Raw genomic sequence first — 23,152 nt, 5'->3', positions numbered from 1 at the left:
CCCCGCTGTAGCCTCTTGAATTGACCTCATCTCATTTCCGGTCAGGCTCTAAGGACGAGGCTTAGGCCCATCCAATTCGGACAGTGCAGCAAGCATGGTTTCGATCGTCGCTCCCGTGATGGAGTCCGGCCCGACACACGCTCGACGGATGATCCCTCGTTGGTCGAGGACATAGGTGGCCGGCATTGGCAACATCCAAAAGGAGAAGCCATAGGGAGCGGAGAGATCAAGGCCGCGCCGCAAGAGACGGCTCTTTATCTCCACCGGCAACACGGACACCAGGCCGAACGAAAGGCTCACCCCAAGATCTAGGTCGGAGAGGATTTCCAGATCCAGTCGGTGATCGCGTTTGAAATTTCGTGGCAAGTCTCCAGTCTCGGGCGTTATGACAATTGCTCTGGCGCCGGCAGTGCGGATACTGGAGGTGGCCCCGTGAAGAGCGAGTAGTCCAGCTGCGCACAATGGGGACCAGGTCCCGTAAACGAAGGTGACGATCAACGGTGCAGTTTGTCGCAATTCCAAAGATGAAACGAGCTTTCCAGTTGCCTCGGGGAGAAGGAAATCGGGGGCAGGTTCGTTCGCCTTCAGGGCGCCTTCAGGAACGCCCGCCTCTCGCAGCCATGATGAAAGCAGTCGGTCGGTTCGGATGTCCAGCGTGCGAAAGCCGCTCAAGGTCTCCGCGGAGGCTTCGATCGGCGTACTGACCGGGCGCCCCTTCGAAACTTCGTCGTCCATTCTAGTTCTCCCCAATGGCGCCCCTCGCGCTGTCCGCGTTAGTTTCTTGCATGGTGACCGTGCGTTCTGGAAAACGAAAATTCAACTTTGGAATGGAAGTGGTTGACGAATTATCTTTGGGAATAGTCGGGCGAGCGCCGATTCAAGGTCCTGTTCCCGCAGTTGTCAGACCCGTCGCCTGGGCCAATAGATCGGCCCCGGCGGATTGAAACACCTCCTGGTGTCGATCCGCGTGGCATCGTTTCGATAGCCGGAAGTGATTGGACGGTCGACCATCCGGTGCCTATCTTCAATTCTGAACAAAAGGAGCACGGCGAATGCCGACCTACAGGAAAAACCCCGAAGCGGTCTCGAAGTTGACTCCCGAGCAGTACCGCGTCACGCAGACTGCCGGGACCGAGCGCCCCTTCGCCAACGAATACTGGGACAACAAGGAGTCTGGCCTATACGTCGACGTGGTTTCCGGCGAGCCGCTGTTCGCATCCTTCGACAAGTTCGACAGCGGGACGGGATGGCCGAGTTTCACGCGGCCCCTCGAGGCCGCAAACGTCGTCGAGAACGTTGACAGCTCGCTCGGCATGGCACGGACGGAGGTTCGCTCCAAGCACGGCGACAGCCACCTTGGCCACGTTTTCCCGGATGGGCCGCGCGACAAGGGCGGGTTGAGGTACTGCATGAACTCGGCCTCCTTGAGGTTCATCCACCGCGATCAATTGGAGGGCGAGGGGTACGGCGAGTACGCAAAGCTCTTCGCAAAGCAGGAGGCTTGACGATGGCAGCGACTACAGAACGCGCGATCCTGGCAGGGGGTTGCTTTTGGGGAATGCAGCAACTGGTGCGACGCCTGCCCGGTGTCGTCTCAACGCGGGTTGGGTACTCGGGCGGCGACGTCAAGAACGCCACGTACAGCAACCACGGCACGCACGCGGAAGCGATCGAGATCACGTTTGACCCGAGTCAGACGAGCTTCCGCGACCTGCTGGAGTTCTTCTTCCAGATCCACGACCCGACGACGCCCAACCGGCAGGGAAACGACCGAGGCGCAAGCTACAGGTCGGCGATTTTCTACACGGGCGAGGAACAACGCCGCGTCGCCGAGGACACCATCGCCGACGTCGAGGCCTCAGGGCTGTGGCCGGGCAAAGTAGCGACGGAGGTTTCGCCCGCTGGCGACTTCTGGATGGCCGAGCCCGAGCACCAGGACTACCTGGAACGCTACCCGAACGGCTACACCTGCCACTTCGTCCGCCCGCAGTGGAAGCTTCCGCGCAGAAGCGCCGCCTGAGGCGGCGCAGGGACGTGTGGACGGCGGCGGACACAGCATTACTTCGCTTCCGTGAAACGAGGGTTGACGCATCCTCGCCAATACTTGCGCTTCCGCGCGGTCGAGGGAGCGGCCGGCGAGTACAACGGCAAAATTCATGTCCGGCCAGTTCGTGCTGCGGGGCGGTTCTTGCGTCACACCGTCGGCGCGAGCTACCGGACTTTTTCCCCGGCGCACACGCGTTGGCAAATCGCGGGACTCCGGCTGGCGGAGCACGCTTAGCTTCGCCACAGTCGGCGAAACAAGGAGAGACGAGATGACCACGAACAAGATCGTCCAGAACATGGAAGTGATCGGCGCAGACGGCGTTCACGTCGGCACCGTCGACGGTGTCGCGAACGGTCGCATCAGGCTCGCCAAGCGCGACAGCGGCGAGGGCCAGCACAAGGACCACGCGCATTTCATCGACCTCGGGCTGGTCGCCGACGTCGAGGGGCAAAGGGTTCGCCTCTCGGCAAACGCGGCGGTAGCGGTGACGTTCGAAGAGGAGCAGTCGGGAAAGCCCGTCTGACCCGACGACCCTGGCCACGCGCGAGGCATAAAAAAGCGCGAACCGACGACAGGAAATCGGTTTCGCAGGCATGGCGCATGCACGGCTTGAGCCGACATCGAGAGGAAAAGGCCTTGGCGTCGAAGCTGGATCAACTACGCGCAATGACAACGGTGGTCGCCGACACGGGGGATATTGGTGCGGTGTCGCGTCTCAAGCCGGTAGACTGCACGACGAATCCCACGATCGTCCTGAAAGCTATCGACAATCCCGAGTACAGGGATGTTGTCGAAGAAGCGTTGACATGGGGACGAAAACGGAGCGGCGACGCTGCACGGGTCGCCGCCGCGACTGCCGACCGGATCGCAGTCTCCGTCGGCGTCGAGCTCTTGCGGCTCGTGCCAGGCTTTGTGTCCACCGAGGTGGACGCCAACCTGTCGTTCAATATCGGAGCATCGGTCGCGAGGGCGCGCCAGATTATCGACGGCTACAAGCAGCGCGGCGTCGGACCCGAGCGCCTGCTCATCAAGCTCGCATCGACGTGGGAGGGAATACGAGCTGCAGAGATCCTCCAAAGTGAGGGTGTGAAGTGCAACATGACGTTGCTGCTGAACCGGGCGCAGGCGATTGCCAGCGCCGAAGCTGGCGCCTTCCTGATCTCGCCGTTCGTGGGCCGCATCTACGACTGGCACAAGAAGTCTGGTGGAAAGGACTTCGCCGCCGACGAGGATCCAGGGGTCCGGTCCGTGCGGGACATCTACGGATACTACAAGTCGAACGGCATCGAGACGATCGTCATGGGCACGTCATTTCGTAACACTGGACAGATCGAGGCGCTGGCCGGATGCGATCGGCTGTCGATCGCGCCAACCCTCATGGACGCCCTTGCGTCCGAGGGGGGCGAGCTCAAACGCGTCTTGGCGCCGACCGCCGCAGAGCCACGCTCCCTTCGGACGGCGGAAGACGGGATCTGCCACTGGTTCGTGAGCGAAGACGCCGTCGACATAAAACACCTGGACCCCGCGGGTCCGATGGACGAAACAACCTTCCGGTGGATCATGAACGAGGACGCGATGGCGACCGAGAAGCTGTCCGAGGGCATTCGCGTGCTCGCGAACGACCTGAAGACGCTCCGCCGCAGGACGGCAGAACGCCTCCTGTGAGTCCGCGACGTCGCCACGGCCGACAGCGAACGCAGAGCCGTGATGATCGTGGTGCACCACCTGAACGACTCGAGGTCTCAAAGGGTCCCAGGCTGCTCGAGAGCTGGGGCTTCAGGTGCGTCCAGCGTATCTCACCGCGGTCGCGCGGACGCTCTCGCGGTGTGAAGGCCGCATCGGATTCCTTGACCGCGTCTTCGGTCGGTGTGGTGGCCATGCGACAGACCTATCTCCTCAGCGAAATCTTCGGCAATGCAAACGTTCTTTGCTTCTAGTGTTGCGACCATCGAAACTCTCGAGGGGTCTTACCGAGCAAATGACGGAAATGACGTGCTAGATGACCTTGGTCGAAAAAGCCCACGGCGAACGCAATTTCCGCTAACGGAAGATCCGTCTGAACCAACATCTCCTGGGCGCGCTCAACGCGCTTTTGCGTGAGGTAGACATGCGGCGTCAACCCGGCTGATTGCTTAAACTGTCGTGCAAAATGATGTACTGATAGTCCGGCAACTCCAGCCAGCATCGACAGATCGATAGTATCGCCCAAATGCACTTCCACGTATTCCCGCACCCGACGCATTGCGCCCGGCGACAATCCGCCCCATGCTTGCGGCGCTGGCGGCGGTGTCGAAACATCAATCGAGCCCAGGCGCGGCCGCGTGTGCAGGTCATGGCTCGTTGGATTGTTCGAGGCAGTCACAGGGCGATCGGGTGGAGTGACAAGCGCGGGCCGATTTTCATTGCTGCCGGCGATGAGTAACCGCACAGAAAAATCGGTCCGGTCCCGGTGCCGGAAAATGTCGACGTTTCGCTCGAAGATCGACCACAAGCTGGTACCTGCCCGGAGTCCACGATCATCGAGCATAAGGGATGTGCGCGCGAACCGGTTTGCGCCCATGATACGTTGGTCGCTGTCAATCGCCAACAGCATGCCTCGAGCGCCTCCCTCCGGCGGCGCTACCGCGACGACCCACTCTCGACGGAAGTGCTCACGAAAAAGTCGCTCTTCTATCGCGCAGGCCGATCGCAGTGTGAGCGCACCAGTGAGCGCGTGCGCTCGTTCCGAGAGTTCAGGATCGACGGCAGAGACGTCCAACACTGCTATCAATCGCCCGTCAACCCCGAAGACCGGCGCACCAGAGCAGCTCAAGTTAATGTGTCTGGACCTAAAATGCTGGCTTCTGTGGACCGTGACAGGCCGCTCTTCTATGATGCAGGTGCCGATGCCGTTTGTGCCTTCCAACTCCTCGGACCACACCCCACCAAGCCAAGTTCCCCAATATTTGAACTCGCTTGCCCGCGCATCTTCATCGCGATGCGCGACTACGACGCCCGAGCTATCACAGAGCAAGATGGCATAACCAGCTTCACGAACCACCTTATATAGTTCATTTATCTCCTCTTGAGCACTAAAGGTGAACTTATCGAGCGGTTCGCGACAATGCTTCAATTCAGCAGGCGTGAGGATCCGCGGCGCCCTGCTATCGACCGGATCAAGTCCGTATTTTTTTGCTGATCTTTGCCAGGAGCTTGATACTGCTTCCACCCCCGGCGGAGGCGCTGCCCCCTGAGCAACCGAACAAACGTGTTCGACATGCCCAGCGAAAGTGTCGAGCGAGCTTGCAGACCACTCCGGGAGTCCCATCACCGCACCTGGTTCACGATGGACAGGTTTGTAGCGATGGCGCGCCGTCCATCTTCTGCCCGTGGCAAAGCGCGCTATCGCGGCACACGGCGCCGCAAGTCCAATAGACACCGCGCACGCCCAAAGAAAGCATCGTCGAAGTGGCATCACGGTATACCACGCGAAGTACCCTCGCAATCGCCGCAGGGGCAGCCGACGGTATTGTTCCGACTGTGGAACAGTGAGCCTGACGGCGCGCCGCAAGCCAAAATTCCACGTAAAAAAGCAAGGGCCTCCGGTCCGGATCAAATTCCTCCAAGAGTGGCTAGATCATTTGTTGGATGCTCAGCCAGCGGACAGACCTTTCGCGGTCTTGTGCTCCGCTCCGAACATCCAAAGGAGAACGCGATGACCGACACTGGACATTTGGGCGCCCCACCAGACAATACCGAAAAAACCCTTGATGCCGTACCATTCCGAACGCAGTCCCTGACGCTTGCCTCCAAAGCCTTGCGCGAGGTGCAGGTCGATCTGGCGCGCGTCGACCGCATCACAACGATAGGACGGCTCGCAGCCTCGGTCGTCCCTGACGTAACACAGTCCATTGCGGCGATTGTCACTAATGCTCAAGCCGCTCGGCACTTTCTGGATCATCGCCCCCCGGCCCTGGACGAGGTGCGACAAGCGCTCGATTGCATCGTGAGGGACGCTTATCGGGCCAGTGACGTGATCTACCGGATCCGGGGGCTCCTCAAGGAGGCGCCACCGAAGAAGGAGCGCGTGGAGATGGAGCGATCCGCGACGTGCTCGAGCTGACGCGTGACGAGGTGACGAAAAACGGCGTAGCAGTCCTGACGCACTTCGCAGAGCCCTCACCGCCTGTCCAAACAGATCGGGTGCAACTACAGCAAGTAATCCTCAATTTGAGGATCAACGCAGTGGAGGCAATGAGCAGCATGCGCGAAGAAGCACGGCAGTTGCTGATTTGCACGGAGAAAGAGGAATCAGACGGCGCGCTGGTGGCAGTACAAGATTCGAGTCCGGGATTGGCTCTGAAGAGTGTGGACCGACCCTTCGAGGCCCTCTATTCTACTAGGGTCCGAGGCGTCGGCATAGGCTTGACCGTCTGTCGTTCCATCATCGAGGCGCACGGCGGCCCGGATGTGGGCCGGCGCGAATGAACCTCGGGGCGACTCCTTTCAGTTCACTCTGCCTCTAGAGTGCGACGAAAGTGTTCCAGCAGGGTCTGTTGGCTCAAGTCTTCCGCTCGTGCGCTGCAGCACGGGGACGATATTTGACGCGGCATGCGATCACGCGCAATCGTGCCCGATCGCACTGGCCGAGCGCGACGGCGCGCAAACAAAGTGCTGCGGGCCGCACGCCACCGCAGCGGAAAAGTCCGCGGATGGCACGGCGAATCCACAATACGTCGCCAGTCGTCCAGACACACGCAGCTCGCCCCGCTTCCCGCGGCCGTAATCGGGCAATCCAGCAATGAGCCGGCTTGAAATGCCATTCGGCGACGGCGCGCTCGCAGTCGCCTACCAAAAGCCGCCTCGTCCTGCTCCACAGCAAGCTGCCCGGCCAAAGGTACGGATCGCGGCTGGCGCATGGCGTTTTTGACGTGTTGCGAGGCGATGGAAAAAGGGTGATCGCGAAGTGCCCTTCATGTCTTCCTGTGCCGCCCGACACCTCGAGTACGGCGCGCTTTTCGATGGCTGATCGAAGACGGACGGGATTCAAGCGCGCACAGCGCTTTTGGACGATACTTCACGCCTATCGAATGCATGACCAAAGGTAATTTCTAATTTCGTCGGCTGCGTCCGATCTTTGGGTCTGCTGGGCCGGCCGAGCACACGCGGTCGCCTCCACAGGGATTGAAACACTGGTTGAAGGCGTTGTGGCGAGTTACCGCGCCGCGCGTGGGCAGCAAAGGAGCCCCATGAAATTACAAGGACTGTTGGCTTGGCTGTTGCCGCCTCCCTGCTCGCCACCATTGTGGCGGCGCTAGCGGAGATCAGCGGAACTGCTCCGAACGACCCGACCGCGAACGCGTGTCAGGCAGACTGAACTCCGCATGAGGCGACCCGCGCTTCCGCGGCACAGAGGGACGCCTCGCACATGGATGATCACGCGATTATGCCGCGATGAAAAGGTGGACTGCAACTCCGATGACCAATGACCAAAGCGACAAAACCTTCCATCCGAACCGTCGAGGCTTTCTCGGCGTTGCCGCCGCCACGGGCGCCGCTTCGCTGGCTCCGAGTCTCCTGACAGGAACCGCGGCGCTCGCGGAAGCATCCGAACCGGTCCCCTCCCAATCCGTGGATGCTTCCGCGAGTACTATCGCTGCCAAGTTGCCGTCGCCAGTGCTTGGCTATCTGTCATTCGGCCCGGACGAAGCCGGCTTCGTCGAGGTAATGGTCAACGTGATGTGCCCTGCGGATGCGCTGACACCCGGCGGCGTCGATTGCGGGCTTGCAGCCTACATCGACCGACAACTGGCAGGTGGTTTCGGTAAGGGCGCGCGCCTTTATATGCGCGGCCCCTGGCGAGAGGGTAAGCCTGAACTGGGTTATCAATTGCCGCTCACACCCGAGCAGTTTTTCAAGGCGGGACTCGCCGCCGCGGATGCGGCCTGCCGGAAACGCAATGGCAAGGCCTTTAGTGAATTGGATGAGAGTGGCGCTGACCAATTTCTCCATGAAATTGCCGACGGCAAGGTCACGGACGAGCGCGTCCAGCTCACCGCGTGGTTCAACGAACTCGTCTATCCGCTATTCGAACAAGCCTGCTTTGCCGATCCCATCTATGGCGGCAATGTCGGCAAAGTATTCTGGAAGGCGATTGGTTATCCAGGTCTCCCTGCAGTTCATTCCCAAGACATGATCGATTTCCGTGGCAAGCCCTTCCCGGGTGCTGCCGATCCGAAATCTATCGCCGACTTCGCCTAAGGGAAGAAATCATGGCTACACGCTTGAAACATCGCACCGTCGTTTTCGTTGGCGGAGGATTCACAGCGGCGCTGGCTGCTCGCCAGCTGACGGCCAAGGGCGTCGATGTCGTCGTCCTTGAACGTGGAATCGACCGCACCCATACCGCCGCAACAAGCCTGCCATCACAGCGCGACGAACTGCGCTGGGACGTGCATGGTGATCTCTTTCAGGATTGGTCCGTCCAGACCTACACGCTTCGCCATAATGACGGCGAAACGGCGCTGCCGATACGGCGTCTCCAGGCCTTCAAACCCGGCGAGGGAATGGGCGGTGCGGCCAATCACTGGAACGGGCAGACCTGGCGCTGGAGCGAGTCTGACCCTGTTTTGCGCACCCACCTTGAGAACCGGTATGGAAAGAAGGCCATTCCAGCTGAAATGGCGATCCAGGATTGGGGCGTCAGCTATGCCGAGATGGAGTCCTATCACGATCAGTTCGAAAAGCTGTTCGGCATTGCCGGCAAGGCAGGAAATCTGCGTGGCAAGGTGCAGGAGGGCGGAAATCCGTTCGAGGCACCACGGCAGAACGAGTTTCCGCAAAAACCTCTGCCTATCACCGAAGCGGGCGTGATCTTCAGCGAGGCAACCAAAAAGCTAGGCTGCAAACCTTTTCCCTTGCCGGCGGCGAATTCGCCGGAGCCCTACACCAACCCCGATGGCATGCAGCTTGGTCAGTGCCAGTTCTGTGGCCATTGCGAGCGCTTCATCTGCGAAGCCAATGCCAAGGCGAGCCCCGAAGTTTTGCTCTATCCGATGCTGAGAAAGCGCAAGAGCTTCGAATTGCGTCTGCAAACCCATGTTCTCGATATTCTTTATGATCGTAGGGCAAAACGCGTGAGGGGCGTTCGCTACATCGATCGCGTAACCGGCGAGGAGTACGAACAGCCGGCCGACGTCGTCGTACTTTCTTCTTTCACGATGTCAAATACCAAGTTTCTGCTGATGGCGGGGATTGGGACGCCTTACAATCCGAACACTGTTCACGGGGTCGTCGGCAAGAATTTTTGCCACCAGACAATGTCTGGCACGCGTGTCTTTTTCAAGGATCGCTGGATCAACCCGTTCCTGGCGTCCGGTGCCTCACAGACGGTGATCGACGAATTTAACGGCGACAATTTCGACCACAGCGGTCTTGGCTTCTTTGGAGGGGGCTACATCTACGCCAACGTGACGAATGGACGGCCGATTACGAGCCGTGCGGTGCCGCCCGGAACCCCGAAATGGGGCTCGACCTGGAAGAAGGCCAACGCCGATTGGTATGCCCACAATTTCACCATATCTGCCCACGGAAGCTGGTATCCGCATCGGGAGAATTATGTCGACCTGGACCCGAGCTATGTCGATGCCTATGGTCAACCGCTTCTGCGGATGACGTTCGACATTCGCGAGAACGAGCGCAAGATGTCCGTCTTTCTGTCGAAGAAGATCGACGAGATCGCCAAAGCGACAGGTGCCGACATCGCGCCGCCGACAGCGCCCCGCAAGGAGCCGTACGATAGTCGCATCTATCAGACCACCCATGTCACTGGTGGCACGATTATGGGAAGCGACCCTGCGACGAGCGTCGTCTCCCCTCACCTGCAGCACTGGGATGCAGAAAACCTGTTTGTCGTCGGTGCATCCGTCTACCCCTTCAATGCAGGCTACAACCCGACAGGACCGCTAGGGGCTCTCGCGCTTCGGCTCGGCGACGACCTCAACGATTATGTTGCGCGGCCGCGCCACCTCTGATCCCGATCTAAAAAGGACGTCCCCCTATGAAAAGCGCGGGAAAGATTCGCGCGTTTATCGCGCTGCTCGTAGTTGCGGGAGCAACCGCAAATCGCGGCTACGCACAGGACGCCGAGCACGGAAAAGCCATCTTCAAAGCTTGCGCATCCTGCCATGCGACGGATAATGCCAATCGCGTCGGGCCGGGCCTGGGGGAGATCATCGGCAGGAAGGCGGGTACGGTTCCCGGCTTCAGCTATAGTAACGCGATGAAGAAGTCCGACATTGTCTGGGATACGAAGATCCTCGATGCGTATCTGGAATCCCCACAGCAGGTGGTTCCCGGAAACAGGATGCCCTACGCAGGGCTGAAGAACCCGACGGACCGGACGGACCTCGTTGCCTATCTTGCTACATTGAAGTAACGGCTCGTTGAGCGAGGCGTCAGCGAGGCGCCATCCATTCGCACGCTAAACATCGATACCGCCGACAAAGTGTGCAGGCGTCCGAATTGCGTGATTCTCCGTCTGAAATCCTCACCGCCATGCGTTACGAGCGTGCTGCCTGTGCGCTTCGAGAGCAGCGGCGGTTACGCGATGCGCTTCCCTGCCCTGACCGACGGAGCGTACGCACAGCACTTTTCGGGCAACGATACCCTGCGCTTATCGAATGCATGTCCAAACGGAATTTCCAATTTCGCCCGCCGCGTCCGATCCTGAGGCTCACTGGGTCGGCTGAACACGCGGCCGCCTCGACATTGAATGAAGCCATTGCGCCGAGCCACTGTGCCGCACGCGGGTAACAAAGGAGACCACCATGAAATCACCGAAGACCGTCGGCCCAGCTGTTGCCGTCTCGCTGGTCACGGCACCGTAGCTGCGCGCGTAGATGAGCGAAGCGGCTCCGGCCGGTCCGACCGTGAACGTGGTGGATGCTGATGTGTCACTAGTCAAGCCGCCGCCTTTCACCGAGCAGTTGTGGAAGCGAGGTCGCATCTTTCTGCCTTCGCTTCCGCGAAACTACCCATGGCCCCTGGCATGAGACGTCGAGGGGGCCCCATCGCCGCAGCGTTCTCAGCAAAGAGAGCGAAAGCACTCTCGCACCTCAAGCTATCCCTTCACCCATAGGAATCACCATGACCGACGGAATCGCCACGACCAACGGAACCACCATGACCAACGCCGTCATCGAATGCATCCTGAGCCGCAGCGCCACCAAGTACTTCGACCCTGCCGCCACCTTGAGCGACGACCAAATCCGCGAGCTGGTGCGTATCGGCACCACCGCGCCAACGTCTTTCCACTTGCAGAACTGGCGCTTCATCGCTGTGCGCACGCCTGAAGCCAAGGCTCGGTTGCGTCCGATCGCTTGGGATCAGCCCGCGATCACCGAAGCAGCCGTTACCTTCATTGTCTGCGGCCAGTTGGCCGATTCCAGCGTAGTACCAGAGCGTCTGGCACCGCTGGTGAAAGCGGGCATCATGCCGGCAAAGATGGTGCCGGAATGGGAAATCCCCGCACGCGATCTGTACATGGAGTACCCGCAGCGCCAGCGCGACGAGGCAGTCCGCACCGGCACGTTCGGCGCGGCGGCGATGACCTATGCGGCCCGTTCGCTGGGCCTGGGTTCGACGCCGATGATCGGTTTCGACGCCGAAGCGGTGCACCGCGAGTTCGGACTGGCTGAGGACGAAGTGCCGGTCATGCTGTTGTCCGTGGGGCCGGAGCGTCCGGGAAACTGGGCGCAGAAGCCGCGCCGTCCGCTCGCCGACGTTCTGGATCTCGTATGAGTATTAGCACTACTTTGGCAGATTTATTGCTGCGGCTTTTCACGTATTCGTCTTCTGCAGTATGGGCATCGCTGAGATGGCGGTCGCAGAATGAGATCGACGATGGCGTGGCGTACCGCCGGCAAGCTTGGCTGAGGCGGAGGTCCGTTGATTCTTTTTTTTCCGCCTCGCTTGTGCGAGGCGACGGTGTTGCAAGAAGGCGTAGGCGATCATAGTCATCAGCGCGTGACGATGCAGACCTTGCCATGATCGCCCCTCGAAGTGATCGAGCCCGAGCTCCTCTTTCAACTGCTGATGCGCCTGCTCGCAAATCCATCGTGCCTTGATGGTGGCGGCTAGTGTGCGCAGATTTGTCGCGGCCGGCAGATTGGCGAGATAGTATTTCTTCTCCCCGGAGGCGCGTTGCTCGCCGATGAGCCAGGCTTCGTCGCCTGGCAGATGCTGTTGACCCTTATCCCATATTCGCTGAGGAGGTCCGTCGGCGGTGCGCACACGGATAGCAGCAAATCGGGCTTTCAGCCGGCCTTTGGTCCCGTTGCGCCAACTCACAGTTTTCCACTTGGCGCTGGCCAGCATGTCTTCGGCCGCGATCGATAGAATATCTGGCACGTGGCGCTTACGTGGCCGACCCCGAACTTTGGTAATCGGCCAAATGAGCTGCACACCAACCGGATACACCTTGAGGTGACGAGGGATGCCAACGGCCCAGGCCAGCCCGCGTGTCGTGAGACCTTGTCGAAACGGCGCGCTGAGGCCGTATCCTGCATCCGCCAGCACACAACCGAAGCGTACGCCGGCTGCCATCGCGCGATCAATCTCCGCCAAAGCGATCTCCGGCTTGGATCGTGGCGTCCGGTATTCGACCGGTACGCCGACGCGCTTCAAACGAGGGGTGTCGTTTGTCCAGCTCTCGGGTAGGAAGAGACGCAATGCGATCATCACCGGCACCTCGCCGCGCGCAAGTGTCAGCGACACCAACGTTTGGCAATTTGCCGTTTTGCCAAGAGCCGATGCATATTGAGCCGCGACACCAACTGAGCGCTCGCCCTTCTTCGGCATCGCGGTGTCGTCAATAACCAGCACCGCATCCTTGCCGCCGACAAGCCGGTCGGCCTGATTGAGCAGTTCCGATTCCAGCGGTGTTGCGTCCCAGACACCATCGGCGATGAAATGGTGCAACTGATCGTAGTTGCCCGTTGCAAGGCGTTCCGCCATCGGCTGAACGCTTTTGCGATCACCAGGACCGATCAATCCCGCAACGTAAAGCGGACACATCCGCTGCCGGGTCTTATGACCCAACCGATCCAGGAATGGCTTCAGCCAGCGTTCGAGCTCGTCTTCCCAGTCCACCATGGTCAGCCCTCCAAGAGCCGACCACCCATGAGTCACAGAAAAACTGATTTGGGAATCCCGTGCCGCTTAAAATCTGCCAAAGTAGTGTTAGGGCGCGTACTCATAAAGCCGCGGATGGCGCGTCCTGCCACATGTCGGCCTTACCCTCGACAGCAGACATCCGTCGGGCAGGTCGGCATGTCCGTTAAGGGCATCCGCGTTCGGACTACCGCCATCACATATAGCGCGGTGGCTGAGACTATTTGTCAGCACGCGTCAACATGCCCATCCGAGACGTTGTCGATCCCCTTCGACCGTCCAATTCAAAAGTAAAAATACGCGGAAGGTCGGACGTTTTGAGCTGGGATCAGGCGATCAATCCGTCAGTGGCGAATTCCTCCGCAGCACTGCCGAACAACTCAAGCCGGCCGCTTGGCCACCTACGTGCCATAGCGCGCTCGGGTATCTTCGACGGCTCGTGCCTGCGTGTGATGCTGCGGCACGTCAATGCGGGAAGGCGCCGATTATAACTGAACGTAATCATTATGATGTCGGGTCCTGGCTTCTCCCGTCCAGAGAACTAGCTCACACTGCTTTTAGGCGCCGGTCTACAGCGACTGGAAGACCGTTTACCCCGAAGGAGCGAGAGATGAAATCCGACATTACGTTTTCACGACGTGCGATCTTAAAGTGGAGCGGTACAGCCGCGGGCACCGTGTTAGTTTGCGGCGTGGCCCTGCCCAATTTCGGCATTGGGACGGCATGGGCTACCAGTTTGGGCGAGGGCGACGTTGCCATCCTGAATTACGCTTACGCGCTGGAGCAATTAGAGGCTGCCTTTTACACAAAAGTGACGGATCATCCCTTCAGCGGGATCACGAAAAATGAAACCGAAACATTTGTCGAAATTCGCGATCACGAAGAAGCACATAAAAGCTTCCTGAAGAAGGCGCTGGGCGACCATGCGATCCCGGAAATCGAGGTCGATTTTTCGCAGGTAGATTTCAAACAGCGCTCAAGCGTCCTTGCTACAGCCGATTCCTTTGAGAATCTCGGCATAGCCGCCTTCAATGGAGCAGGTCCGCTCCTCAGTAACGCGGACTATTTGGCAGCAGCAGGAACGATCGTATCCGTAGAGGCGCGGCACGCTGCAATGATCGCGGCACTCCTACATGGCCCATCCGCAACCTCCGCCGGTAAAGGACACGTCAGTGAGAAAGGGCTTGATGGGACGATGCCACCAACGGCGGTGCTCGCGAAGGCGAAACCATTTATCAAGACTGCCCTAACCGCCCCTTCGCTGAAGTGAGGAGAGACCAGTGAACGATCGAAACAGCCTTCTCAATGAACTTGAACCAGAAGTAGTCAAGCGCATCGACCTGAGCGCTAGGGACGCGCTCGCGAAATATCGCAGCCATATGATAACGGCGAGCGCCTCTACTCTGCTTGCCGTGGCCTCGACGGAAGCGTTCGGCGCCGAGCTTCCACAGCAAGTGGTCGACATTCTCAACTATGCGCTGACGCTTGAGCACTTCGAGGCAGCGTTCTACAAGACCGCGAATGGGGCGGATGGCCTTATTCCTGAAAAATACCGCGGCCTCTTCCGCGAAATCGGTGAGCATGAAGCCGGGCATGTGGCGCTGCTCAGCGGCGTATTGGGAAATGCAGCGGTCAAACCGCCGAAGTTCGATTTCAGTGCCGGCGGAAAGTATGCCGACGTGTTTACTAATTTTAAGACGTTCTCGACACTATCATCCACCATCGAAGATACTGGCGTCGCGGCCTTCAAGGGACAGATTACGAATCTCGCCAGAACGCCCGTTCTACAGACCGCGCTTCAAATTCATTCGGTAGAAGCTCGTCATGCCGGGTCGGTGCGCGTGCTGGTGGGTAAGCCGGGTTCAGACGGGGCATTCGATAAGGCCATGAGCAAGAACGAAGTATTGGAGGCAGTCAAGCCCTTCTTCGCTTGAGGTGATCTTCGTAGCCAAACGTCGACCGAGACGAGCAGGCCGGTATCACGCCTCTAGATTCTAATCCGGCATGGCGGGAACAATGGGCGAAGTACCAAGATCACCCAAACATTTGGGGCGCCGCCTTTCTGGCGGCGCCCCGGGTGTCTCACTCACGCGTGCGAACCTTATGATCGCGTCATCAAGCCCAATTTAAATACACTGGAAACAGAGGCTCTATTTCGCTGGTGCGTTCCTGCGAAGGCATTCTTTATGCCAGTTGCTGCAGCGCCTGTGGTCATCAGCACGAGGTCAATCGGTGAGTGCACGAGGCAACTACGTCAAAGACATGACCGGGTGCTTTATTTTGAATGAAGCCGCCGATTCAGCAAGAGAATCATAGCATCGACCGGGTCTTCACACAGCCTGGGTCTTGGTCGTGTACACACCGCCAGGGTCATTACGGACATGCCAGCCCCGGCCCTTCGAGGTCCGCTTTACCCAACAGCGGACGTTGGGTATCGCGACCACTGGGTTTTCAGTCGATTTTTATGAGTACACGCCCCAGTAAAGTTAACTTACGGAAGACCACGATGCCAAGAAGCGCAGCTCTAAAGCCGGAACAAGTGCCGGCCGATTGCAAACCGACACTCGATGCGTTCACCGAAAACATCGGGTTCATCCCAAATATGATGGCGACCTTCGCACAGAGCCCGATCGCGTTCAACGCGTGGGCCGCCCTGCTCGGCTCCTTGAGCAAGGCGCTCGACGTGAAGACGCGTGACAGGATCGGCCTCGCTGTCTCCGAAGTGAATGGCTGCAACTATTGCCTGAGGATACCCAGCTTTACTGCCGAGCATATGGCCAAGCTAGCGGTCGATGAAATCATTCTCGCTCGGCAGGGCCATGCCAGCGACCCGAAGCGGGACGCCGCCGTTCAGTTTGGGCGCAAAGTCATCGAGACCCGCGGCAAGGTCAGTGACGCCGATCTGAAAGCCGTTCGCGATGCAGGCTACACGGATGCGAACGTCATGGAGATCGTCGGGCTGGTGGCTATGTACTCCTTGACGAATTTTTTCAGTAACGTGTTCGATCCCGAGTAGGACTTTCCCCCCGTTACACGGACTGGCTCGATCTGAACTCTATCCGGTCGCATCGACCTTCTCCGAGGGTGCCTGCGAGGCGTCGCGTGATGCGAGCGTAACGCCAACTCCGTGGAGATTTTTCCAAGCCAAGGGTGACGAGCGGTAGATCATCATTGTGATAGCCGGCCCTTCGGTGTGAGAAGCAGATGTTTGTTCCGCACCGTCGATTTTTGAACGCCGAGTCGGTGGCATCGATTCCATGGCCGAAGGTCATTGGACCATCGATTTTCGCCGTTCTATTTTCGCTCATCTGCAAAGGAATTCGGAAAATGACGACATCCCACACATCGGGAGGTGGACGATGAAGGCGATTGTAGTGACGGACCAGGCTGCGGGAACGGCCGGGATGAAGCTGGTGGAGCGGCCCGAGCCGCAGGCAGCGATAAACGACGTCATCGTTCAGGTTCATGCGTCGGGATTCACCTCGGGTGAGCTGACGTGGCCGTCGACCTGGATCGATCGCCTCGACCGCGACCGAACACCGTCGATCCCCGGGCAAGAGCTGGCCGGAGTGGTCATCGCCCTCGGCTATGGCACGACGGGGCTGTCGATGGGACAGCGCGTGTTCGGCCTCTCGGACTCGTATCGTGGCGGCACCCTGGCGGAGTATGTGGCCATCGAGGCACGCAACCTCGCGCCGCTGCCGGGTGACGTCGACTTCACGGTGGGAGCGAGCGTGGCGATGCCGGGCCTGACCGCGTGGCAGGGACTGTTCGAGCATGGCCGTCTTCAGGCGGGGCAGAGCGTCCTTGTGCACGGCGCGGCCGGCGCAGTCGGTTCGATGGTGACGCAGCTCGCACGTGAGTTCGGCGCTTACGTCATCGGCACCGGCCACGCTGCCGACCGTCAGAAGGCGCTCGACTTCGGCGCGCAGGAGTTCGTCGACCTCGACAACGACGCACTGGAAGACGTCGGCGGTGTCGATCTGGTGTTCGATGTCATCGGCGGCGACATCCAGAAGCGGTCCGCAGGCGTGATCCGGGCCCGAGGAACACTGGTGACCATCGCCGGGCCGACCGAGGCGCGGCCCGCCGACGGCCTGACGATCGACTTTGTGCTCGTGTCCGATCGCGCCCAACTGGGTGAGATCGTCCAGCGGGTGCGTGACGGACGACTGCGGACGAACATCGGCAACGTCTCGACCCTCGACGATGCCGTCGCCGCTTTCAATCCGACCGAGCGGATCAGCGGAAAGACGATCATTCGCGTTCGTCCGTGAGCAACTCGCGCCCATCGATGCACGCGGACGGCCGGCGCTGTCCAGATCGGCCGGCTGCGTCCCATCAGCCCCGCCGAGGGCAACCCGAAAATTACCCGTGGTCCCGCAATAGTCGAACGGACTTTCCATACCTGCAGCATTTCCACCAAAGTGACAAATGACCGAGGAGAAAATTATCATGAAGGCGATCGTGGTGACGGACCAGGCTGCCGGAACGGCCGGGATGAAGCTGGTGGAGCGGCCCGAGCCGCAGGCAGCGATAAATGACGTCGTCGTTCAGGTTCACGCGTCGGGATTCGTCCCGACTGAGCTGACGTGGCCCCCGACCTGGACCGATCGCCTCGACCGCGGCCGAACACCGTCGATCCCCGGGCACGAGCTGGCCGGAGTGGTCATCGCTCTCGGCTATGGCACGACGGGTCTGTCGGTGGGACAGCGCGTGTTCGGTCTCGCGGACTGGTACCGCGATGGCACGCTGGCCGAGTATGTGGCCATCGAAGGACGCAACCTCGCGCCGCTGCCAGGTGACGTCGACTTCACGGTGGGCGCGAGCCTGCCAATCTCGGCCCTCACCGCGTGGCAGGGACTGTTCCAGCATGGCCGTCTTCAGGCGGGGCAGAGCGTCCTCGCGCACGGCGCGGCAGGCGCAGTCGGGACGATGGTGACGCAATTAGCGCGCGAGGCTGGCGCGTATGTCATCGGCACCGGACGCGCGGCCGACCGTCAGAAAGCGCTCGACTTCGGCGCGCAGGAGTTCGTCGACCTCGACAACGACGCGCTGGAAGACGTCGGCGGCGTCGATCTGGTGTTCGATGTCATCGGCGGCGACATCCAGAAGCGGTCCGCAGGCCTTGTTCGAACTGGAGGAGCACTGGTGTCCATCGTCGGGCCGCCCGAGGCGCAGCCTGCCGATGGCCTAGCGGTCGATTTCGTTGTCGAGTCCGATCGTGCCCAACTGAGTGAGATCGTCCAGCGGGTGCGTGACGGACGACTGCGGACGAACATTGGCAACGTCTCGGCCCTCGACGATGCCGTCGCCACCCTCAACGCCACCGAGCGACGCGCGGGAAAGACGGTCATTCGCGTTCGTCCGTGACCGACACGCGCCCATTGATCCGTGCAGCCAGACGATTGCGGTCCAGGGCGGCTGGCTGCGTCCTATCAGCCCAGCCACGGAGAGACATGCACGGCATCACGCCGAACCGGTGTGCTGAGTTGTTTGCACTCACACGATAGCTCACGCTTATCGAATGCATGTCAACTCGGAATTTCTAATTTCGCCGGCTTCGTCCGATCCTGAGGTCACCACTGGGACGGCCGAACACGCGGCCGCCTCGACATTGATTGAAGCCATTGCGCCGAGCCGCCGTGCCGCGCTCGGGCAATAAGGGAGGCCACCATGAAATTATCGAGGACTGTCGGACTGGCTGTCGCCGTCTCGCTGGTTGCCGGCACCGTGGCGGCGCTTGGCGGAGCGGCTGCTCCGGCCGATCCGACCGCGAACGCGGTGGACGCCGTCGGGCACCTGCGCGTGCCGGCAGACTACCGAACCCTCTACCAAGCGCTCGGGAGTTGGGCGATTGCCGCCGACGGCGGCCAAGGCTCGAAGGAAATGCACGCCGTCTACGCATCTCCGGGAGCGATCGACGCCTACCGGAAGACGGGGCAGTTCCCGGACGGCGCCGTCCTGGTGAAAGAAGTCTTCGCGACCTCAACGAACGAGATGACCACCGGTACAGTAAGCCACGCCGACAAGCTCAAGGGTTGGTTCGTCATGGTGAAAGACAGCAAGGGAACGCACCCCGGCAACCCCTTGTGGGGCGACGGGTGGGGATGGTCGTGGTTCGACGCGGACAAGCCGCTCAAGACCACCTCTACCGACTACCACACCGATTGCCAGGGGTGCCACGTGCCCGCGAAGGCCACTGACTGGATTTACGTTAACGGATATCCCGTACTGCATCACTAGGCGGCCGCATGCTTAGGCGCTCTCCTCTTGCTGCTGTTTCGCGGGAGCAACTGTCGAGTCCGGCAAGCTGGTGTGGCAAGCCGTGAGATCGAAGGAGTTATTGTGACCATACGTTTCGGTTATCGACCTATCGAGTCTGACCGACGTTCAGACTACAAACGAGCGCATGGAGGTCAGCGTGCCCCTCTCGGTCTATGACATCACTGTTCCTGTCATGCTACATGGGTTGAACGTGATGGACGACTATCTCGACGACGCCCAAGCGCTCGAACGGTCCAAGACGTTTGAGCCTGGGAGAATCCTTAATGAGCGGCTCGCGCCCGACATGCTTACTTTCGGAGAACAGTTCTCAGTAACCTGCAACAAGGTCGAGGCGCACATGGCGAGGTTGATGCAACACGATCCGCCGGCACCCCGCAACACTCCGATGATGTATCCAGCGTTGAAGGAACGGCTCCTTGAGACTCGCTGTTTTCTGCAAAACGTGCAGCCGGACAAGATTGCTAGCGCGCAGTCCCACACGTACGAATTGACGCCGCCTATCGTGCGCGGATGGTTTGGCGGCGACGACTACATCCGGCACCTGGTTCTGCCCGACTTCTTCTTTCACGTCTCGATTGCGCACGCGATCCTCCGGCACCTCGGAGCGAAGATCGGGAAGCGTGACTACCTCGGCAACCTCACTCAGCAGAGCGGCGGCGACTACTCGTGAGAGGCGGTCGCGGTGCGCGGCATGGGCCGAGATGGGAAGGCAGGTTTATAAGATGACGCTAGAGAGCGAGTTGCGAGAGGTCATTGGTGCGCTGCAAAGCGAAGTTGAATTCGAGGCTGTCGTAAGCGAGTTGGGAGCTGCGGGGATCGACCGCGCTCGCATAAGCGTCCTGGCGCAGGAGGATATTGCAGCGTCCTGCGCCGGCGCCGTCGGTTGCGACATCAAGCAGCTGCCCCGCGTCGAGATCAGCTTGAGTGACGACCGGCAGCAGGTTCGCACACTTACGACTTCGCTTGTGGCCACTGTCGCGTCGTTCGCTGGAGCCGGCGCTGTCCTAGCGGCGACTGGCGGAGCAGCCGCACCGGCTCTGCTGGCGGGGTTGGCTTCCGGCGGCAGTGTGGGCGGGCTGGCAGCTTTGTTCGGGAAGCGACACGAGGGCCACGTGCACGAGTGGGCCGAGAACCAGATCCTCAATGGTGGCATTGTATTAATCGTCCACCCCGCCAGTGCAAAGCAGTTCGAGGCCGCCACCGCTATTATGCGCCGGCACTGCGGAGCCGACGTCTTCGCATCGCTGTCAGCCTAGCAACGAGCCTCGGGCAAATCAGTTCTTCTGCCCCCGGCGGTCCGCGGATGCTGGAACGCAGGGACAGACAGCAACCGCTAGTTCGGCCGGATGAAGTGCGGCTGGCCTCCGCGCTGGCGACGCCGTCGACTTCGAGCCGGGGAGCGTCGTGGTGACGATCTCTAAGCCCAACAAAATGAAGCCGGCCGGCTCGCCGATCCAGTGAGTGAACTCCGGCCATGAAAGGATACTCTGCAACACGTCTCATTTGCTGAGAAGGTCGAGGTGCCCTGTCGGCGGCTTTTCCGGGCTCTCGCGCAACGAGGCGGTTCGATTGAAGACCAGCCTTTCTGGGCGGGAATCGTCGTCGTGTGTGAAGTAGCCTTGGCGCTCAAACTGCAATGCCTGGCCATGGGGATCAGAGGCGGTTGCCCGCTCGACGAGGCAGCCGCTTAGGGTTTGCATGGAATGTGGGTCGAGGTCGGCTCCTAGGTCCGTCGGGCTCGGACTTGCTGCTGAGAAGAGCCGGCCGTAGAGCCTGACCTCTGCCGGCAACGCATCCACCGCGCTGACCCAGTGGATTGTCGCCCCGACTTTTCGCCCCCCGGCGCCGGCGCCACCCCTGCTGTCGGGGTCGTAGACGCAGCGCAGCTCGACCACACGGCCTGCGGCGTCCTTCACGACATCATGGCAAGTGACGAGGTAGGCGTAGCGGAGCCTCACCGCGCGGCCCGGCGCGAGGCGCCGGAAACCCTGTGGTGGCGCCTCGTGGAAGTCGTCTTGCTCGATGTACACCTCGCGGGAGAACCGGACGACTCTCGTCCCGAAGGCCGGGTCCGCCGGGTGGTTTGGCGCTTCGAACTCCTCTATCCGGCCCTCATAGTAGTTCTCGATTGTCACTTTGAGCGGCTTGAGCACCGCCAGTCGTCGGGGAGCCCGCTCATTCAGGACGTCCCGGATCGCTGCGTCCAGGACACCGTCGTCGACCGTGCTGTTGGCCTTCGAAACTCCGACGCCGCGTATGAAGCGACGCACCGCTTCGGGCGGCACGCCGCGTCGGCGCATGCCCGCAAGCGTCGGCATCCTCGGGTCGTCCCAGCCCGCCACGTGGCCGTCGCGCACTAGCTCCGTCAGCGCGCGTTTCGAGAGGACGGTATACGTAATACCCAGGCGAGCGAACTCATACTGCCGGGGTCGCGATGGCACCGGCAGGTTGTCGAGGAACCAGTCGTAAAGAGGTCGGTGACCCTCGAACTCGAGGGTGCAGAGCGAGTGGCTCACCCCTTCGATGGCGTCGCACTGGCCGTGCGCGAAGTCATAGTTCGGGTAGATGTGCCAGGCCGTGCCGGTGCGCGGATGGCTGGCGTTGAGAATACGGTAGATGACGGGGTCGCGCAGGTTGAGGTTTGCTGACGCCATGTCGATTTTCGCGCGGAGCACCCGCTCGCCGTTCCTGAACTCGCCTGCGCGCATCCGCGCGAACAGCTTGGCGTTTTCCTTCACGCTGCGGTCGCGGAACGGGCTGTTCCGGCCAGAGTTCGTCAATGTCCCCCTGCCCTCTCTAATATCGTGGGCGGACTGGTCATCCACGTATGCTTTTCCGATGCGGACGAGATCGCAGGCCCAGGCGTAGAGCTGCTCGAAGTAGTCGGAGGCGAAGTGGAGGTCCTGCGACCAATCGAATCCGAGCCACTGGACGTCGCGCTTGATCGCGTCGATGTACTCCACCCTTTCCTTTGCCGGGTTTGTATCGTCAAGCCGCAAATTGCAGCGGCCGCCGAATTCCTTCGCAAGCTCGTAATTCAGCACGATCGACTTCGCATGCCCCAAGTGGAGGAAGCCGTTCGGTTCGGGTGGAAAGCGCGTGACCAAGGCACGTGTGCGGCCGGTCTCGACGTCAGACGCTATGATGCTGCGAATGAAATTGCTGGCGCTCGCGCCCGCTTTTCCGACCTCGTTCTGTTGAGGCACCTTCCGCCTCAAGCCTAGAGTTCGTCGGGCGGGTGCGCGCCGAAGCCGTGCATCCTGAGCGCCCATTGCAGCGCCACGACGGCGCCCTTGACCGGCTGCAGGAGAGCTATCGAGGCCAAGGCCGTAATCGGAAGGTAGGCGCCAAGCTGAAACGCCAGCGACGGTGCATAGTCCACCTCAATCCAGAGAATTACCGGGACCAAGACGTGTCCGACGATGACGATCACTAAGTAGGCCGGCAGGTCGTCGGCTCGGTGGCAAGTGAAATCGAGACGACAGACAGAGCAGTGGTCGCCGACCTTGAGAAACGCACAAAACAGGCGACCCCGCCCGCAGCGCGGGCACCTTCCTCGAATGCCCCTCCAGAGGGAGAGGCCAACGTTGCGCCCGTCGGCAGTCTCTGCAGACGTCCAGTCATTGTCGTGACTTCCAACATTGCCTTCAACCGTCGTGGCCATCG

General features: G+C 60.6%; 23 protein-coding genes and 1 pseudogene. 19 read left to right on the top strand and 5 right to left on the bottom strand.

Annotated features, from left to right (window positions below; translation table 11 throughout):
* Nucleotides 1-48: 48 nt before the first annotated feature.
* A complete protein-coding gene (locus ACPPVP_RS19915) occupies nt 49-735 on the bottom strand; it encodes a peroxiredoxin-like family protein (RefSeq protein WP_426537290.1) in 687 nt (228 codons plus the stop codon).
* 317 nt (nt 736-1,052) lie between these two features.
* Here ACPPVP_RS19915 and msrB point away from each other — a divergent pair, with 317 nt between their 5' ends.
* The 5 genes and pseudogenes from msrB (at nt 1,053) to tal (ending at nt 3,712) form a co-directional block, all read left to right on the top strand.
* Complete coding sequence (msrB, locus tag ACPPVP_RS19910; RefSeq protein ID WP_426537288.1) at nt 1,053-1,505, top strand: peptide-methionine (R)-S-oxide reductase MsrB; 453 nt, start codon at nt 1,053-1,055, stop codon at nt 1,503-1,505.
* A gap of 2 nt (nt 1,506-1,507) precedes the next feature.
* On the top strand, nt 1,508-2,020 hold the full coding sequence (gene msrA, locus ACPPVP_RS19905; RefSeq protein WP_426537286.1) for a peptide-methionine (S)-S-oxide reductase MsrA: 513 nt from the start codon (nt 1,508-1,510) through the stop codon (nt 2,018-2,020).
* An 81-nt stretch (nt 2,021-2,101) separates the two neighbouring features.
* Nucleotides 2,102-2,281, top strand: a pseudogene (locus ACPPVP_RS19900) (ergothioneine biosynthesis protein EgtB); the annotation flags it as partial.
* Nucleotides 2,282-2,315: 34 nt separating this feature from the next.
* Nucleotides 2,316-2,570, top strand: a complete 255-nt coding sequence (locus tag ACPPVP_RS19895) for a DUF2171 domain-containing protein (RefSeq protein ID WP_426537284.1) — start codon at nt 2,316-2,318, stop codon at nt 2,568-2,570.
* Nucleotides 2,571-2,683: 113 nt separating this feature from the next.
* A complete protein-coding gene (gene tal, locus ACPPVP_RS19890; protein ID WP_426537282.1) occupies nt 2,684-3,712 on the top strand; it encodes a transaldolase in 1,029 nt (342 codons plus the stop codon).
* 268 nt (nt 3,713-3,980) lie between these two features.
* Here tal and ACPPVP_RS19885 read toward each other — a convergent pair whose 3' ends face one another.
* On the bottom strand, nt 3,981-5,255 hold the full coding sequence (locus ACPPVP_RS19885; protein WP_426537278.1) for a helix-turn-helix domain-containing protein: 1,275 nt from the start codon (nt 5,253-5,255) through the stop codon (nt 3,981-3,983).
* A gap of 486 nt (nt 5,256-5,741) precedes the next feature.
* On the opposite strand from ACPPVP_RS19885, the gene ACPPVP_RS19880 reads away from it, so the two are divergent.
* From ACPPVP_RS19880 to ACPPVP_RS19855, 6 genes are all read left to right on the top strand, one after another.
* Nucleotides 5,742-6,149 (top strand): hypothetical protein, encoded by a 408-nt coding sequence (locus ACPPVP_RS19880; RefSeq protein ID WP_426537276.1) that lies wholly within the window; start codon nt 5,742-5,744, stop codon nt 6,147-6,149.
* The gene (locus tag ACPPVP_RS19875; RefSeq protein ID WP_426537274.1) at nt 6,137-6,514 is read left to right on the top strand and encodes an ATP-binding protein; all 378 of its coding nucleotides are present in this window, start codon (nt 6,137-6,139) and stop codon (nt 6,512-6,514) included. Before ACPPVP_RS19880 ends, ACPPVP_RS19875 begins: the two co-directional genes overlap by 13 nt.
* Nucleotides 6,515-7,504: 990 nt before the next feature.
* Nucleotides 7,505-8,287, top strand: a complete 783-nt coding sequence (locus tag ACPPVP_RS19870) for a gluconate 2-dehydrogenase subunit 3 family protein (protein WP_426537272.1) — start codon at nt 7,505-7,507, stop codon at nt 8,285-8,287.
* 11 nt (nt 8,288-8,298) lie between these two features.
* The gene (locus ACPPVP_RS19865; RefSeq protein WP_426537270.1) at nt 8,299-10,059 is read left to right on the top strand and encodes a GMC family oxidoreductase; all 1,761 of its coding nucleotides are present in this window, start codon (nt 8,299-8,301) and stop codon (nt 10,057-10,059) included.
* A gap of 26 nt (nt 10,060-10,085) precedes the next feature.
* Complete coding sequence (locus ACPPVP_RS19860) at nt 10,086-10,463, top strand: c-type cytochrome (protein ID WP_426537268.1); 378 nt, start codon at nt 10,086-10,088, stop codon at nt 10,461-10,463.
* A 710-nt stretch (nt 10,464-11,173) separates the two neighbouring features.
* The gene (locus ACPPVP_RS19855) at nt 11,174-11,827 is read left to right on the top strand and encodes a nitroreductase family protein (protein ID WP_426537266.1); all 654 of its coding nucleotides are present in this window, start codon (nt 11,174-11,176) and stop codon (nt 11,825-11,827) included.
* Between the two features lie 39 nt (nt 11,828-11,866).
* Here ACPPVP_RS19855 and ACPPVP_RS19850 read toward each other — a convergent pair whose 3' ends face one another.
* The gene (locus ACPPVP_RS19850) at nt 11,867-13,216 is read right to left on the bottom strand and encodes an IS701 family transposase (RefSeq protein ID WP_426537264.1); all 1,350 of its coding nucleotides are present in this window, start codon (nt 13,214-13,216) and stop codon (nt 11,867-11,869) included.
* Nucleotides 13,217-13,808: 592 nt separating this feature from the next.
* Between ACPPVP_RS19850 and ACPPVP_RS19845 the strand changes: the two genes are divergently transcribed.
* From ACPPVP_RS19845 to ACPPVP_RS19810, 8 genes are all read left to right on the top strand, one after another.
* On the top strand, nt 13,809-14,468 hold the full coding sequence (locus tag ACPPVP_RS19845; RefSeq protein ID WP_426537262.1) for a ferritin-like domain-containing protein: 660 nt from the start codon (nt 13,809-13,811) through the stop codon (nt 14,466-14,468).
* 10 nt (nt 14,469-14,478) lie between these two features.
* Nucleotides 14,479-15,132 carry a ferritin-like domain-containing protein gene (locus ACPPVP_RS19840; protein WP_426537260.1) on the top strand — a complete coding sequence of 218 codons (654 nt, stop codon included), beginning with the start codon at nt 14,479-14,481 and terminating at the stop codon, nt 15,130-15,132.
* Between the two features lie 572 nt (nt 15,133-15,704).
* Nucleotides 15,705-16,214, top strand: coding sequence for a carboxymuconolactone decarboxylase family protein (locus ACPPVP_RS19835; RefSeq protein ID WP_426537258.1), 510 nt, complete (start codon nt 15,705-15,707; stop codon nt 16,212-16,214).
* Nucleotides 16,215-16,557: 343 nt separating this feature from the next.
* Nucleotides 16,558-17,475: an NADP-dependent oxidoreductase gene (locus ACPPVP_RS19830; protein WP_426537256.1), complete on the top strand. Its 918-nt coding sequence runs from the start codon at nt 16,558-16,560 to the stop codon at nt 17,473-17,475.
* A gap of 178 nt (nt 17,476-17,653) precedes the next feature.
* Entirely contained in the window at nt 17,654-18,571 is a 918-nt protein-coding gene (locus tag ACPPVP_RS19825; RefSeq protein ID WP_426537254.1) for an NADP-dependent oxidoreductase, read from the top strand.
* A 303-nt stretch (nt 18,572-18,874) separates the two neighbouring features.
* Nucleotides 18,875-19,444: a cytochrome P460 family protein gene (locus ACPPVP_RS19820; RefSeq protein ID WP_426537252.1), complete on the top strand. Its 570-nt coding sequence runs from the start codon at nt 18,875-18,877 to the stop codon at nt 19,442-19,444.
* Nucleotides 19,445-19,622: 178 nt separating this feature from the next.
* Entirely contained in the window at nt 19,623-20,156 is a 534-nt protein-coding gene (locus ACPPVP_RS19815; RefSeq protein ID WP_426537250.1) for a DUF1993 domain-containing protein, read from the top strand.
* A 52-nt stretch (nt 20,157-20,208) separates the two neighbouring features.
* Nucleotides 20,209-20,742 carry a hypothetical protein gene (locus ACPPVP_RS19810; protein WP_426537248.1) on the top strand — a complete coding sequence of 178 codons (534 nt, stop codon included), beginning with the start codon at nt 20,209-20,211 and terminating at the stop codon, nt 20,740-20,742.
* Nucleotides 20,743-20,985: 243 nt separating this feature from the next.
* On the opposite strand, the gene ACPPVP_RS19805 is transcribed toward ACPPVP_RS19810, so the two are convergent.
* Together ACPPVP_RS19805 and ACPPVP_RS19800 are read right to left on the bottom strand one after the other, a co-directional pair.
* Nucleotides 20,986-22,692 carry a glutamine--tRNA ligase/YqeY domain fusion protein gene (locus tag ACPPVP_RS19805; RefSeq protein ID WP_426537246.1) on the bottom strand — a complete coding sequence of 569 codons (1,707 nt, stop codon included), beginning with the start codon at nt 22,690-22,692 and terminating at the stop codon, nt 20,986-20,988.
* Nucleotides 22,693-22,706: 14 nt separating this feature from the next.
* The gene (locus tag ACPPVP_RS19800; RefSeq protein WP_426537244.1) at nt 22,707-23,150 is read right to left on the bottom strand and encodes a DUF983 domain-containing protein; all 444 of its coding nucleotides are present in this window, start codon (nt 23,148-23,150) and stop codon (nt 22,707-22,709) included.
* Nucleotides 23,151-23,152 lie beyond the last annotated feature (2 nt).

It is taken from the genome of Bradyrhizobium sp. McL0615, from assembly GCF_049993905.1.
GTDB lineage: Bacteria > Pseudomonadota > Alphaproteobacteria > Rhizobiales > Xanthobacteraceae > Bradyrhizobium.
This window is presented reverse-complemented; position numbering and strand designations above follow the sequence as displayed.

Coding starts and splice junctions, on each gene's coding strand:
- ACPPVP_RS19835 (WP_426537258.1), top strand. CDS start 15,705: ATGCCAAGAAGCGCAGCTCTAAAGCCGGAACAAGTGCCGGCCGATTGC.
- ACPPVP_RS19915 (WP_426537290.1), bottom strand. CDS start 735: ATGGACGACGAAGTTTCGAAGGGGCGCCCGGTCAGTACGCCGATCGAA.
- ACPPVP_RS19865 (WP_426537270.1), top strand. CDS start 8,299: ATGGCTACACGCTTGAAACATCGCACCGTCGTTTTCGTTGGCGGAGGA.
- ACPPVP_RS19880 (WP_426537276.1), top strand. CDS start 5,742: ATGACCGACACTGGACATTTGGGCGCCCCACCAGACAATACCGAAAAA.
- ACPPVP_RS19845 (WP_426537262.1), top strand. CDS start 13,809: ATGAAATCCGACATTACGTTTTCACGACGTGCGATCTTAAAGTGGAGC.
- ACPPVP_RS19830 (WP_426537256.1), top strand. CDS start 16,558: ATGAAGGCGATTGTAGTGACGGACCAGGCTGCGGGAACGGCCGGGATG.
- ACPPVP_RS19825 (WP_426537254.1), top strand. CDS start 17,654: ATGAAGGCGATCGTGGTGACGGACCAGGCTGCCGGAACGGCCGGGATG.
- ACPPVP_RS19895 (WP_426537284.1), top strand. CDS start 2,316: ATGACCACGAACAAGATCGTCCAGAACATGGAAGTGATCGGCGCAGAC.
- ACPPVP_RS19870 (WP_426537272.1), top strand. CDS start 7,505: ATGACCAATGACCAAAGCGACAAAACCTTCCATCCGAACCGTCGAGGC.
- msrB (WP_426537288.1), top strand. CDS start 1,053: ATGCCGACCTACAGGAAAAACCCCGAAGCGGTCTCGAAGTTGACTCCC.
- ACPPVP_RS19800 (WP_426537244.1), bottom strand. CDS start 23,150: ATGGCCACGACGGTTGAAGGCAATGTTGGAAGTCACGACAATGACTGG.
- msrA (WP_426537286.1), top strand. CDS start 1,508: ATGGCAGCGACTACAGAACGCGCGATCCTGGCAGGGGGTTGCTTTTGG.
- ACPPVP_RS19810 (WP_426537248.1), top strand. CDS start 20,209: ATGACGCTAGAGAGCGAGTTGCGAGAGGTCATTGGTGCGCTGCAAAGC.
- ACPPVP_RS19860 (WP_426537268.1), top strand. CDS start 10,086: ATGAAAAGCGCGGGAAAGATTCGCGCGTTTATCGCGCTGCTCGTAGTT.
- ACPPVP_RS19820 (WP_426537252.1), top strand. CDS start 18,875: ATGAAATTATCGAGGACTGTCGGACTGGCTGTCGCCGTCTCGCTGGTT.
- ACPPVP_RS19855 (WP_426537266.1), top strand. CDS start 11,174: ATGACCGACGGAATCGCCACGACCAACGGAACCACCATGACCAACGCC.